Genomic DNA, 13,638 nt, shown 5'->3' on the forward strand with positions numbered 1-13,638 from the left:
TTGCGCGCCGGCCACTCTGCCGATTGCCGGGAGACCAGGCTGCATCTTTCGATGCGTGAGGTCGATCGGCAACCCCTGCGCTACCTTCGTGAGGTCCTCGCCGTGGCCCGGTTCTGTCGGGCCGTGCGCGTGCGCCAGCGCATGAGCCAGCGCGATTCGCGCTGGCGACCGGCGCGCCGGGCCTGAGCCCGGCGAATCCCCTCGTCATAGAAAGAGAAAGCATGGCACGGCGCCGCTCGCGCCGTGCCATGCAATCACGCCACTTCAACGATCAGTTCGATTTCCAGGCAGGCGCCGAGCGGCAGCTGCGGTACGCCGAACGCGCTGCGCGCGTGCTGGCCGCGCGTGCCAAACACCTCGGCGAACAGTTCACTGGCGCCGTTGGTCACCAGGTGCTGCTCGGTGAAGTCGGCAGTCGAATGGACGAGGCTCGTCAGCTTGACGATCCGCACGATCGCATCGAGATCGCCGGTGGCGGCATGCAGCGTGGCGAGCAAGTCGATGGCGACCAGGCGTGCCGCCGCGATACCGTCGGCGGTGCGCAGGTCGTCGCCGAAGCGGCCGGTGCGAACCTGGCCATCGAGGCGAGACAGATGGCCGGACAAATGGATCAGGTTGCCGGATCGCACGCTTGGCACGTAGGCCGCCGCCGGGCCGGAAGCCTTGGGCAGTTCGATGCCGAGCTGCGCGAGCTTGTCGTAGACTCCCGGCGCCGGCGCGAATGCCGGACCCTCCGGCTTCAGGCGCATGCCGGGCTTGAGATGCTTCCACGGCAGGTCCGCCGGATCCGCCATGAACGGACCGGGCGCACGCACCACGGCAATGTCTTCCGCGATCGCGGCGAAGTCGGCGCGGAAATGCACCGAGCTTTTGTTCACGAGGATCTTCATCTGCGCCGGTTCGATGCCGACCGCGCGGTACATGTTGCGGTCTAGCAGTTGTGCCTTGGTCGAGCTGACGGCGACGAGCACGCCGTCGATCCGCAGTCGCGCCATCGGCCCCATGTCGGCAGCCTTGCCATGCATCATCGGCCCACCGTAGACGAACTTGCCATCGGACAGCGCTTCGACCTCGAAGGTCGCCCGCAGCGGGGCATCCTCGCGCACCTGCGGGCAGCCCCCAAGCGCGATATCGAGCTTCGCGCCGACACCGGCCTGGTGCGCGGCCGCGGCCGCGGCGGGATCGCAGATGATGCCGATCGCGGCGTCCTGCGCGCCAGCCTTGAGAAGCGCGCGCAGCATGCCCATGGTGTTGCCATCGCCGCCGACGCCGGGGTTGTCCTGCGTGTCCGCGAGGATCACCGGCCGCACGGCCTGTTGCGCGATCCGCATGGCACGCTGCACAGCCGCATCCGGCTCCTCGAACTGCACGGCCCACTGGCTCTCGGGCTCGCAGATGCGCGCGAACAGTGTGTCGACGGCCTGCTCGATGCGCGCCTTGTCGAATCCGTAGCCCCAAACCACGGGGCCGCACTCGGCGAAGTCGGCCGCGGGAAAGCCCGGGGTGAACGACAGCGACAGCACGCCTTGCTGCTCCAGTTCTTCGAGCAAGGCGTAGATGCCTTGGGCGGGCTGCATCTCCGTGGACATGCTGTTGACCGGGATCAGGAACGGCACGCGCCGTGCCACCAGATGCGCGCGCGTCTGCCGCGTGCTCAGTTCCAGCAGCAGTTCGGCCGCGCGCTTGCCCGTGGCCGCCATGTCCACGTGCGGGTAGGTGCGGTATGCCACCACGCCATCCGCGAGGGCGAGCATCTGCCCGGTGACGTTGGCGTGCAGGTCCAGCGAGACAACGATCTTCATGTCGGGGCCCGCCACGGCACGGATGCGCGCCAGCAATTCCCCCTCGCCATCGTCGAGGTGCCGGGCCACCATGGCGCCATGCAGGTCGAGATAGATCGCGTCGTACGAGGCTGTCCTTGCCGCCTCCACGATCTCGCCTGCGATGCGCTCGTAGGCATCGGCCGCGACGTGGGCCGAGGCGCCGGCGGCCGCCCAGATCACCGGCGTGACGGTGTGACCGTACTCGCGCATGTGGTGGATGAAGCCGCTGATCGGCACATTCACCGTCAGCAGGTCATAGATCGCTTCGCCGCGGACCATGGCGGGGAAATCCTCGCCACGGACGAAACTCTCGTAGGTGGCCATGGTTGGCGCGAACGTATTGGTTTCGTGCTGGAAACCGGCTATTAGGATATTCAAGGGAGACCTTCCTGGATCGGAGTGCTGGAACGAAGCAATGCCCATGGCGACGCCGGGACTGGCGCCGCCATGGGCATTGCCGTGACGGAGGAAACTATTGCGGCGTCAGCTTGATCGAGTGGGCCAGCTTCCTGAACTTCTGAGTCTCGTCGACGTAGAACGCCGCGGAGGCCTCGAGTGTCTGCGGCTTCATCGGCTGCACGCCGGAGAGCTCAAGCGCCTTGATCAGTTCGGCGGAGCGCAGCGCCTGCTGCGATGCTTCCAGCAACAGGCGCGCGCGTTCTGCGGGGATGCCGGTCCTGCCCATGACCCCCAGCCAGATCGAATAGACGAACTCGGACTTGCGCGCGACGCTGGTTTCGGAGATCGCTGGCACATCGGGCAAGGTTCGCATGCGCTGCGTGTCCAGCACCGCGACGGCCTTGATCTTGTGTGCCTCGAGCAACTGGGTGGAGGCACCGAGGTTCGGCAGGATCGTCATGTCGATCTGGCGGCCGGTCAGGTCCGCCAGCATCGGCGTGGCGCCCTTGTACGGCACCTGCAGCATCCTGGCGCCGGTCAGCTGCGCCATGTACTCGGCGACGATGTGGTACATGGTCCCGTAGCCCGGATTGCCGAAGGTCAGGCTCGGGCTGCCCGGCTGCCTGCCGGCCGCAATGATCTGTTCGAGTGAGTTGTACGGCAGGTCGCTGCGAACCATGACCACGAGCGGGTGGATCGAGACCGGGGCCAGCAGCGCCAGTTCCTCCGACTTGTACCTGGCGCTGGCGAGCGCCAGCGGCGTCAGGATGGCTTCGTTGGGCGAACCCATGATCAGCGTGTAGCCATCGGCCGGGCGGCTCAGCAGCCGCTGCACCGCCAGCGCGCCGCCGGCGCCGGGCAGGTTTTCGATGACCACGGGCTGGCCGAGCACCTTGGCCATGGTTGGCTGCATGGCCCGCGCAAGCACGTCGGCGGGTCCCCCCGGCGGGAATGCGACCAGCATCGATACCGGCTTGGTGGGAAACGCGTCGGCGGCGGACGCCGGCGCACTGGCCAGCGCAATCCCCAGGAGGGCGGCACTAAGCGCCACCCAGTGTCTGAGGGGGGATAGTCCTTGGTCTTGCATGTCGTCCTCGGCTCTCTTATTGGCATCGCGCGCATGACGCGAATTGGTTGGTGAGGACCATTGTTGGCTGTAATATTCGTTCGAGCAACAGCAATTAATCAGACAAATCGTTGCTATATGGGCAACGGAACGCGGACGGCACACCATGCGAGAAATCAATCAGAAGCGGCTGAAGTACTTTCATGAGGTGCTGGTGCACCGCTCGATCCGTGGCGCCGCGGAAGCGCTCAATACGGCGCCCTCGGTCATCACGCGGCAGGTCGCCTTGCTAGAGGAGGAAATCGGCCTCACGCTGTTCGAGAGGCGGGCGCGCGGCGTGGTTCCCACCGACGCCGCCGAGCATCTGCTCGAGTACTGGCGCGCTTGCCAGGCCCATCAGGAGCAGCTTGCCGAGCGCTTGCGCGCGATCGAGTCCATGGATGCCGGCATGGTCCGGATCGTCGTGAGCGAGGGGTTTATCGACGGCCTTACCGAGCAGATCGTTGCCCCGTTCTGCAAAGCGCATCCGAAACTATCGGTCGAACTCGATGCACAGCCCGCGAGCGATCTGAACAATGCGGTGATCGAGGACACGGCGCACATCGGCCTTGCCTACAATCCCGAACCCGATCCGCTGCTCCATTTTGTGATGAGCGCGCCGGCGCCGGCCAAGCTCATGGTGAGGGCCGGGCATCCACTGACCCGGATCGCCGCTCCGCTGCATCTAAGCCAGATACTCGACTTTCCGCTGGCACTGATGCCGCCCGGCTACGGCGTCGAGCGGCTGGTGGAAATGCTCGAGTACGCCGAGCACGTGAAGCTGCGCCCCTCGCTGCGCAGCAACTCGGTGACGGCGCTCAAGCGCTTCGTGCGATCGACCGATGGCGTGACATTCATCGGCGCGGGACTGGCCGCGGCCAACGAAATCGAGGCAGGCCAGATGGTCGCGCTCGAACTCGCGCACCCACTCTGCCAGACGGCACAGGTGAGGCTGTTCGTGCGCCAGGGACGGCCGCTGTCGGTGGCGGCCAACCGCTTGCTGACGGAAATCGAGAAGAACTTCTCCGTGTTCCTGGATCGGCCGGCCAGCGTGTGAGCCTTGTTCGCTCGATCCAGGCGGAACACTGCTGAGCGATCGGGGCAAGCACCGCACGCAAGTATTCGCGCTGGGGGATGTCGCCCTCGATGCGATGCAAGGCTTCCGGATGCTGCCGCATGTACGCAGTTTGAGTTTTGAGCTGGTGGGTGACGCCGAAGGAAACCCATGCAAGGATTGGTGGCACTTCACCCTGTGCTTCCGCGATGCCGGGCTCGACTTTCCTTGCGTATTCAGCGGCGTTTAAATCAGCCATAAATATATTGATACGCCGCATCCGCCTTCTGGCTGATTCTGTGCGCCCGCATCCGGCCTAAGCTGGTTCGCACTCATGCCTCTTATCGCGAATCCACGCAGAGCAGGAAGGGACAACAGATGGCCAAGACGATCTCTGTTCTATGTGTGCATGGCGTCGGTCATGGCGACGCCGATCCGGACCTGCAAGGTGGCTGGACCAGCGCGATACACGACGGACTGGTAGCGTGGAACCCGGCGCTGGATGGCGCCGTCACCTGCGACTTTCTACTGTACGACTCGCTTTTCGAAAAGGCGCCTCAGAATCCGGTCGCCTACGCAAAAGCCTTTGCCGGCCTGTTGGAAAGCGGCGTCGTCCACGGCATCGGTGACCTGTTCACGCGCGACCGTGGCCTGTTCGACATCCCCGAAACGCTGCGTTGGACCGCCGGCATGACAGCGCAGTGGGTGAGTGACGAGCAACTCAGAGCCGACGCGCGCGATAGCGTCCTCGCAAAGCTAAAGGCGGGCAGCTATGACGTCGTTTGTGCCCATAGCCTGGGATCGCTGATCTGCTATGACGCCTTCATCAGGAATCCGGCCGCGGTAAAGGACATGTACTTCGTCTCCTTTGGCTCGCAGATTGGCAATCCCTTTGTGCGCGACATTTTCGCCGGACGAATCGTGGCGTTGCCCCAGGCCACTACGTGGTTCCATCTGTTCAACCCGGACGATCACGTGCTGACCGCCGATATCCGCCTCTCCGCGGAGAACTTCGAGGAAATCGGGACGAAGTTCGACATCCCCAACGACGTGCTCAACCATAGTGCCATCTGGTACCTGGGGCATCAGAACACGCGCGCGACGGTGTGGCGAAACATCTCCGGCGCCAAGGTGGCCAGGACACTGGCCCGTGGCGGGAAGGAGTATCGCAGCCTCAGCGTCAAACCGACTCGCCGTGCCTTGCTGATCGGCATCAACGACTACCCGGACCCCGCCAACCGGCTCGAAGGTTGCGTCAATGACGTATTCCTGATGAGTGCCGTGCTGCAGGAATGCGGCCTGGCCGCGGAAGACATTCGCATCGTCCTGAACGAGCGTGCCACGGCGGCGTCGATCCTCGATCGGCTCAAGTGGCTGCTGGATGGCATCAAGGCCGGGGATGAGCGCGTGCTTTTCTACTCCGGGCATGGCGCGCAGATGCCGGTCTACGGGCCCAGTGACGAGGTCGACCACATGGACGAATGCCTGGTTCCCTACGATTTCGACTGGACCCCCCAGCACGCCGTCACCGACAAGCAGTTCGCGGAGCTCTACAGCCAGATTCCTTACGATGCCTACTTCGCCGCCATCTTCGACTGCTGCCACGCCGGCGGCATGACCCGCGAAGGCGGACGCCGGGTGCGAGGCCTCACGCCGCCCGACGACATCCGCCACCGTGCGCTGCGCTGGAACCCCAGTCTTCAGGTGTGGGAGGACCGTCCGTTGCCAAGTCCAAATCCGTCGCTGACGGACAGCAGGCAGGGGGTCGACTTCCTCGGCTCCGACGGCGCCACCTATCGGATGGGGCGGGCGATCCGCCTGCGCACGCTGCCCCAGAAGACCTATGACAGCGTGCGCAGCAAGCTCAAACACCACGGCCCATACCTTCCCGTCCTCATGGAAGCTTGCCAGGAGAGCCAGCTCTCCTACGAGTATCGCGACGGCGCGCAATCCTATGGCGCATTTACCTTCTGCCTTGCGGCCAGCCTCCGGGCTGCCCGCGCCAAGAACAAGAATCCGACTTTCACGCAACTCATGGACGATGTGAGTACCCGGCTCGCCGTCATGAAATATGACCAGACGCCAAATCTGCTTGGTGCGAAAGATATCCTGGGGAGCAAGGTGCCATGGACCAGGCCGGCCAGCCCGCCGCGCGGAAAGAGAAAGCCGTAGGGCTGTGCCGGGCCGGGGATTTGTGGATTCGCAGATGGGGAGCGCGCCGGCATGAAGGCACTGTCAACCTCCGCGTTCGGCGCCCACGCAAAAAAAAGGACCGCGGCCGCGGTCCCCGGGAAAAAGCTGATCCCAAAGGGGGTCAGAAGGATCAGTTCCTCCAATATCGACTTCTTTGATCGAGATGACCAGGTGGTGATTTGCTTGAGGTCAAGAATGTGTCGAGTCTGGCCGGACGGCCTCAATATGCACTCAATGCTCCGCGTGTGGCCGGGACGTGGAAGACCGAGACGGCGTCGCTCATCCGCTCCGCCTGTTCCTCCAGCGATTGCGCTGCGGCTGCGGATTCTTCCACCAATGCAGCGTTCTGCTGGGTAACACGCTGTGTCGCATCAATGTGCCGGCACTGCGGGCCCTTGCCAGTAACCTGCCGTCGCTGCACAACAATATCCTGCGCCTGCTCTCCACCGAGGTGCAGCGCGACCACCGGATGCTCTCGACGCTTGGCGTGATGAGCGCGGAGGAGCGGCTGATCTGCTTCCTGCTTGATTTGTCGGTCCGCCTGTCGGCGCGCGGCTTTGCGTCGAGCGAGTTCCGGCTGCGCATGACGCGCGAGGAGATCGGGCGCTATCTCGGCCTGCAGCTGGAAACCGTCAGTCGACTGTTCTCGCGGCTCTCCGATGCCGGCCTGATCGAAATTCGCCATCGCAGCGTGAAGTTGCTCGACGCCACGGCGCTGCACGCGATCTATGCCCGGACAATCGCGGAGGCTCCGGCCGAGCGCTGAGGGAACGCCGCCCAGGCGCAGCAATGGCTGGACGACGCGCACCGCGCCACTCGGCTGTTTGATATCCGCTCCGCGCAGGAATTTGCCCATCGCGCATCGTGTTCGACGACGACGGTGAAATCTCGGCCTCTCTCTTGTCGCCGCACCAACCCGGCCCCCATTTCCCCGGTGCTGTCCTATAATGGTTGACACTACAATCATTGATTGGGCAACAAAAATGATATCGCAGCCTCACCCGCCGCATAGCAGCGGGCAAGTGCTACCGTTCCGGGAGTCCCTCCTGGCGATGCTGGGCATCGCGTTCGTGGTGATGCTGGTGGCGCTCGACCAGACCGTGGTCGGTACCGCGCTGCCTACCGTGGTGGCGGAACTGCAGGGATTCGAGTACTACGCCTGGGTGGCTACGGCTTACCTGCTGTTCTCGGTGATCACGGTGCCGATCTTCGGGCGGCTGGGTGACTACTACGGCCGCAAGCCATTCGTCATGGCGTCGATCGTGGTGTTCACGGCGGCCTCGGTGCTGTGCGGGATGGCGCCGAGCATGCTGTTCCTGGTGCTGGCGCGCGGCCTGCAGGGCATCGGCGGAGGCATGCTGGTGGGCACGGCCTTTGCGTGCATTCCCGATCTGTTTCCCGATTCCCATGTGCGCCTGCGCTGGCAGGTAATGATGAGCGCGGCGTTCGGCATTGCCAACGCGGTGGGGCCGTCGCTCGGCGGCTTGCTGACCGAGGCCTACGGCTGGCGCGCGGTGTTTTATGTGAACCTGCCGGTGGGCGTGCTGGGCTTGCTGTTTGCCTGGCGCTATCTGCCGCACCTGCGCCAGCAGGCGCATGCGGGTGCGATCAAGGTGGACTGGCTGGGCGCGGCGCTGATCGGCGCGGGCCTTGGCGGCCTGCAACTGTGCGTGGAACTGATGCCGGAGCGCGGCTTTGGCTGGTTGACAGGGGGGCTGCTGGTGGCGTCGGTGTGCGCGCTGGTGGGACTGTGGCAATGGGAGCGCCGTGCGCCGAACCCGATCCTGCCGCTGGAGATGTTCCGCAATCCTGGCCTGGCGCCCTTGTTCGTGCTCGCGGTGTTCGTGGGTTTCACGATGTTCTCGCTGCTGCTCTACGCGCCGCTGCTGTTCCAGGGGGGCTTCGGCTATTCGCCGAAGGAGGCGGGCGTGCTGGTGACGCCGCTGGTCGTGTGCATCACCCTGGGCAGTATCCTGAATGGCCGTATCATCACGCGCATCCGCCAGCCCAACAATATGCTGTATGCCGGCTTCGCGATGCTGGCGCTGGCCTGCCTCGGGCTGTCGCAGGCCACGCGCGGGATGCCGCACCAGCTGTTGCTCGGCATCATGCTGGTGGGCGGATTCGGGCTGGGCTTCATCATGCCGAATCTGACCGTGTTCGCGCAGCAGACGGCGGGGCGCGAGCATCTAGGCATCGCCACGGCCATGCTGCAGTCGCTGCGCATGGTGGGTGGCATGGTGGGCACGGCCATCGTCGGGACGCTGGTCACGCGCAGCTACATCAGCGGTGTGCGCGATGCGCTGCAAGGCGCCGGTGCCGGCGAATGGCAGGCGCGCATGGCGGACCCGCAGATCCTGATCGACCGCGCCGGGCAGTCCAGCCTCGTGGCGCAATTGCAGGCGGCCGGCCACAATGGCGCCTTGCTGCTGGAGCAGGCCAGGCTGTCGCTGGTCGGCGCGATCCATATCGGGCTGGCGCTGGCGGCGGTGATTGCCGTGGTTGGCCTGTGGCGCTCGCGCCGCGTGCCGCCCGTGAAGCTGGAGCGCGCCGTGAAGCAGCAGGTCATGGCCGCGGAATGATTTTGCCCTGGGCCGTCCGGGGAACGCCCCGGATCATGCCGGGGTGCCGGACAGGTCCGATGGTTTGTGAAGCCGCCGTGCGCACGCAACGCGCGGCGGGCCCAGACGGGAGAGTGGATTGGAACTGGAGCGACAAAGCCTGGCTGTGCTACAGCAGTTCGGGCGGACTTACCGGGCCTATGCGGCCGCGTTCGAGCAACGCATCGGGCACCCCTTGCCGCGCTGGCGCATTCTCTACGCCTTGCACGGCCATGCCGGTCCGATCGCGCAGAAGCCGCTGGCCGATCGCGTGGGCATGGATCCGGGCGCGCTCACGCGCCAGCTCAAGGCCCTGCAGGAGCTGGGCTGGGTGGAGCGCAACACTAGCGAACGCGACAACCGCGTGACCAACGTCACGCTGTCGGCATTGGGCCTGAGCATCGTGGAGCAGGCGCTGCCGCAGCGCGCGTCCTTCCTGCAGGACGTGCTGGAGAACGTTTCCGAGACCACCATGCGCAATCTGTCCAAAGGCCTCGAGCAACTCGAGTCGGGCATCGCCCTTGCCGTGCAGCGCGGCGCCCAGGACAAGGCCGACGCGGCCTGACGACGGCTACCCCGCCGTGGCGCCGAACAGTCGCGCCACCGCCTGCGGGTTGGACGGAAAGTAGATGTGCGTATAAGAAGCGGTCAGCGCGCCATGCCGGAACACCGGCTCGCCACGCGAGCCATCGCGTGGCACGGTCGCATGACAGTACGGCGCCAGCGGCGTCTGCGCGCTGGAGTAATGGAAGGTATGGCCGCGCACCGTGCCTTCCGGGAGCGCCAGCCACTGGTGCCCCAGCGCGGCCAGCCGCGCTTGCATGGCGACCGTGCCGGGCAGCAGGCCCGCCAGGCTGTGCGCTTGCCCGGCCTTGTCCACCAGCGTGTCGAACAACATCATCATGCCGCCGCACTCGGCCAGCATCGGCAACCCGTTTGCGTGGGCGGCGCGCAGCGAGGCCAGCATGCCGCCGTTGGCCGCGAGGCGCGCCGCGTGCAGTTCGGGATAGCCGCCGGGCAGCCAAAGCGCGTCGCAGGCAGGCAGGGCTTCATCCGCCAGCGGCGAGAAGAAGACCAGGCGGGCGCCCAGCCCCTGCAAGGTGTCGAGATTGGCGGGATAGAGGAAGCGGCAGGCTGCGTCGCGGGCCACGGCGATGGTCCTGCCAGCCAGCAAGGGCGGCAGCGGTGGCAGCGGTGGTGCGGCTGCAATCCCGACGGCCGCCGGCAAGGCGGCGATCGGCTGCCCGGCCAGTGCGTCGGCCAGCCGGTCGAGGCGGGCGGGAAGATCGGGAAGCTCGTCGGCGGCATGCAAGCCGAGGTGACGTTCCGGCAACGAGGCATCCTTGTCGCGCGCCAGCCCGCCAGCCCAGCCGATATGCGCCGGCAGGCTCTCGCGCAGCATCTCGGCATGCCGTGCGGAGGCCACGCCATTGGCCAGCACCTGCATGGAAACCAGCGGCTGGCCATAGCCCGCCAGCCCGAAGGCCAGCGCGCCGAAGGTCTGCGCCATCGCGCCGGCCTGGATCACGCTGAGCACAGGCAGCCCGAAATGACGCGCAATATCCGCGCTGCTCGGCGTACCGTCGTGCAAGCCCATCACGCCTTCCACGAGTATCAGGTCCGCCTCTCGCGCAGCCTGCGCCAGGCGCGCCGCGGCGTCCTCGGCGCCGGTCATCCACAGGTCGAGCGAGTGAACCGGCGCGCCGCTTGCAGCCGCCAGTATCGACGGGTCCAGGTAGTCGGGGCCACTCTTGAAGACGCGGACCTTGCGGCCCTGGCGGCGGTGCAGCCACGCCAGCGCGGCGGTGACCGTGGTCTTGCCTTGCCCCGAGGCCGGCGCCGCGACCAGCAGGGCTGGCACGCGCAGGCTGCCGGCGTCGGGGGATGGTTTGCCAGCGAAGGCGGGTGAGGGGGCAGACATGACGAGGGCCGTGAGGAAAATCGAAGGGCGGAGCGCGCATGCCGGGCACGTGCGTGGCCGGCATGCCGCGGCGCTGCGATTATAGCCACTCGGTATGGCTGGGCCCGTCGGCGTCGGCGTGCAGCGGCAGCACCAGGCCCTGCTGCGCGGCGAAGTCGAACAGCTCGCGCTCGTTGCTGGCTCCCAGCTTGTGCATGGCACTGTTCTTCTGGCGGCTGATGGTCTTCACGCTGCGGCACAGCTGTTCGGCGATGCCGGTGACGGAGTTGCCGCTGAGATAGAGGCGCAGGACCTCGGATTCCCGTACCGACAGATTGACGGCGCCGGCGCGGCCCGGCGCGTAGTGCGCGCCAGACTGATCCAGCACGCGCGCGGCGGATTCGCCGATGAAGCGCAGCCCGCGCTCGACGCGGATGATAGCGGTGACCAGTTCGTCCAGCTGGGAATCCTTGAGCAACAGGCCGTGGGCGCCGGTGTTGAGGATTGCGCGCAACACGAGCGGGTTGGTGATCATGGTGAGGACGACCACGCCCAGCGCCGGGTGATGGCGCCGCAGGCTGGCGAGCAGGCGGATGCCGTCACCCGCGTTGGCACAGGGCATGTGGTAATCGGTGACCACGATATCGGGGCGGAATACACGGGTGGCCTGAAGCAACTCGGCGGCGCCGCGCACGTCGGCGCAGATCTCCCATCCGGTCTGGCCCCGCAATTGGCACCTGACCGCCAGCGCGATGGCAGGATGGTCATCGGCAATCAGGATTTTCAATGGCATGGCAACGCTCCTGGGCGGGCGCGCGGTTTCCGCGCTGCGGGTGCCCAGGCAGAATAAGCGTCGCTTTCGGCATATGGCCTGAGACTATTCTCAATTTGGAGCCGAAAAGTCCGGGCTTGACGCTGGCCGGCCGCCAGCCGCCGGGGCATCCGGGGATGGCTTGCCAGGCGGCTTGCGCGCGTGTCAGGCCGCGTACGCGGTGCGGCTTTCCTGGGCCCGGTGGCGGCGGTCGATGGCGACGACCGGATCGTGGAGGACCGCGCTGCCAATCTCGAGGATGCCGCGCAAGGCGTTGCCTGTGCTGGCCCGCGCCGGCGCCCAGAAATGCAGGGCGGCCCATTCGGGAAAGCTGCTCGGCGGCGCCAGCAAGCGCGTCTTCTGGTTGCGGGTGACCAGCGGCACATTGAAGTCCAGCAGCGGACAGGTGCCGCCCGCCGCGAGCAGCAGCGCTACCTGGGTATGCCAGGATGGCACCACGGTTTCCCGGTAAGCCGGATCGTGGGCAAGCCGGTTCAGGAAACCGTGCAACGGGCTGCCCGGCTCGGTGTCTTCCTGCAGCAGGATCCATTCGTTCCTGCCTTCCGCTTCCTCGGGGCTGCCGGGCCGGATCACGCTGACCAGGCGGCGCGGCGTGGCCATGATGCTGTGCAATGCCACCTGGTCGGGCACGAAATGGCTGTCCACCACGAATGCGCAATCCAGTTCGCCGCTGTCCAGCTGGGCGGCAAGCGCGGCGTCGGCAAAGACCGGCCGCGTCATGAAGCGGTCTTCGGGAAACTGCTCGCACAGCGCGGTGAGGATTTCGGTGATGACCGGATCGCCGATCGAAGGCGAAAACCCGATCGAGATGCGCCGTTGCGGGCTGGCTGCTTCGGCGGCTGGCGTGGCGGGGCGCACCAGGTGGGACCATTTCGACAGGATCTGCCGTGCGGTCTGTTCCAGCCGCAGGGCGTGCGCGGTCGGTTCCAGCGTGCCGTTGCGGCGGATGAAGAGGGGGTCGCCGGTGATCTCGCGCAGCCGCGCGAGGCTGTAGGCAATGGTCGGAACCCGGCCTTGCGTGCAGGCGGCGACGGCGCTGAGGTCTCGATATTCCATCAGCAGAACGAAGACGTGCAAAAGCTTGGTGCTGACGTGCCGCATGGTAGCTTCTCCCGATTTGAAACTTGGTTTTTCTTTTTTAGTTTTTTCTTGTTCGTGATGTTGCCGTGGCCGGTCATGGCCCCGAGCCAGTACCGGGATGAAGCGGAGCCTGGGCCATATACGTTGCCTCTCCAGATGTCCCGGCGCATGCGGGATCCATGAAGAAGTGTTTCTCCAGAATGATGGCCCGGTATAAAGACCCGTTCGCTGAAAAAACTGCAGCCGACCCGGCTTGGCGAAGGGATCCTGTCGCCTGTTTTGCACGGGGCATGGAGCCCGGCAACCGGCGATCGAAATTTAGTTAATGCCAGACAAGATTAATACATAACTTTGAAACTTGCCAGGGGTCCTTTCGTTGGGATTATAAAAAATACATCATCTAATTCATGTTGTTCGGACATAGAGACAATAAAGAATGCATGTGTTCTGCGAATCATAACTGCGGGTCTCCTGGGTGCCGGTGGCGGCATAAAATAGCGCAAGGCTTTCATTATCCGGTTGTTTTTCATGCGCTTTCAGTGGCGATGGCGATGTCACTCCCGGTTCACTCCGCAATTCGGGAAAATAATTCGTCAATTAAGTTGAGATCGATTTTGTCATCGGATATTCACGCGTCCAGCCGCGAAGGGTG

At 65.4% G+C, this 13,638-nt stretch carries 10 protein-coding genes; 5 read left to right on the plus strand and 5 right to left on the minus strand.

All coding sequences use genetic code 11. The features are described 5' to 3' along the window. Nucleotides 1–254: 254 nt before the first annotated feature. The gene (locus AB4Z48_RS02220; RefSeq protein ID WP_441612197.1) at nt 255–2,201 is read right to left on the minus strand and encodes an Atu1372/SO_1960 family protein; all 1,947 of its coding nucleotides are present in this window, start codon (nt 2,199–2,201) and stop codon (nt 255–257) included. A 94-nt stretch (nt 2,202–2,295) separates the two neighbouring features. Continuing rightward, complete coding sequence (locus tag AB4Z48_RS02225; protein ID WP_441612198.1) at nt 2,296–3,309, minus strand: tripartite tricarboxylate transporter substrate binding protein; 1,014 nt, start codon at nt 3,307–3,309, stop codon at nt 2,296–2,298. A gap of 145 nt (nt 3,310–3,454) precedes the next feature. Here AB4Z48_RS02225 and AB4Z48_RS02230 point away from each other — a divergent pair, with 145 nt between their 5' ends. The 5 genes from AB4Z48_RS02230 (at nt 3,455) to AB4Z48_RS02250 (ending at nt 9,739) form a co-directional block, all read left to right on the plus strand. Continuing rightward, the gene (locus tag AB4Z48_RS02230) at nt 3,455–4,384 is read left to right on the plus strand and encodes a LysR substrate-binding domain-containing protein (protein WP_441612199.1); all 930 of its coding nucleotides are present in this window, start codon (nt 3,455–3,457) and stop codon (nt 4,382–4,384) included. 375 nt (nt 4,385–4,759) lie between these two features. Then, a complete protein-coding gene (locus AB4Z48_RS02235; protein WP_441612201.1) occupies nt 4,760–6,553 on the plus strand; it encodes a caspase family protein in 1,794 nt (597 codons plus the stop codon). Nucleotides 6,554–6,830: 277 nt separating this feature from the next. Continuing rightward, entirely contained in the window at nt 6,831–7,340 is a 510-nt protein-coding gene (locus AB4Z48_RS02240) for a helix-turn-helix domain-containing protein (RefSeq protein WP_441612202.1), read from the plus strand. 217 nt (nt 7,341–7,557) lie between these two features. Beyond that, the gene (locus AB4Z48_RS02245; RefSeq protein ID WP_441612203.1) at nt 7,558–9,156 is read left to right on the plus strand and encodes an MFS transporter; all 1,599 of its coding nucleotides are present in this window, start codon (nt 7,558–7,560) and stop codon (nt 9,154–9,156) included. A 118-nt stretch (nt 9,157–9,274) separates the two neighbouring features. Then, nucleotides 9,275–9,739 carry a MarR family winged helix-turn-helix transcriptional regulator gene (locus tag AB4Z48_RS02250; protein ID WP_441612204.1) on the plus strand — a complete coding sequence of 155 codons (465 nt, stop codon included), beginning with the start codon at nt 9,275–9,277 and terminating at the stop codon, nt 9,737–9,739. Between the two features lie 6 nt (nt 9,740–9,745). Here the strand turns inward: AB4Z48_RS02250 and AB4Z48_RS02255 are convergent, their stop codons facing one another. The 3 genes from AB4Z48_RS02255 to AB4Z48_RS02265 all read right to left on the minus strand — a co-directional run bounded on the left by AB4Z48_RS02255 (nt 9,746) and on the right by AB4Z48_RS02265 (nt 13,007). Then, complete coding sequence (locus AB4Z48_RS02255; RefSeq protein WP_441612206.1) at nt 9,746–11,095, minus strand: cobyrinate a,c-diamide synthase; 1,350 nt, start codon at nt 11,093–11,095, stop codon at nt 9,746–9,748. A 79-nt stretch (nt 11,096–11,174) separates the two neighbouring features. Beyond that, nucleotides 11,175–11,867, minus strand: coding sequence for a response regulator (locus tag AB4Z48_RS02260; RefSeq protein WP_441612207.1), 693 nt, complete (start codon nt 11,865–11,867; stop codon nt 11,175–11,177). A gap of 183 nt (nt 11,868–12,050) precedes the next feature. Then, a complete protein-coding gene (locus AB4Z48_RS02265; protein ID WP_441612281.1) occupies nt 12,051–13,007 on the minus strand; it encodes a LysR substrate-binding domain-containing protein in 957 nt (318 codons plus the stop codon). Between the last annotated feature and the right edge of the window lie 631 nt (nt 13,008–13,638).

This window comes from Cupriavidus sp. 2TAF22 (assembly GCF_052115045.1).
Classification (GTDB): Bacteria; Pseudomonadota; Gammaproteobacteria; order Burkholderiales; family Burkholderiaceae; genus Cupriavidus.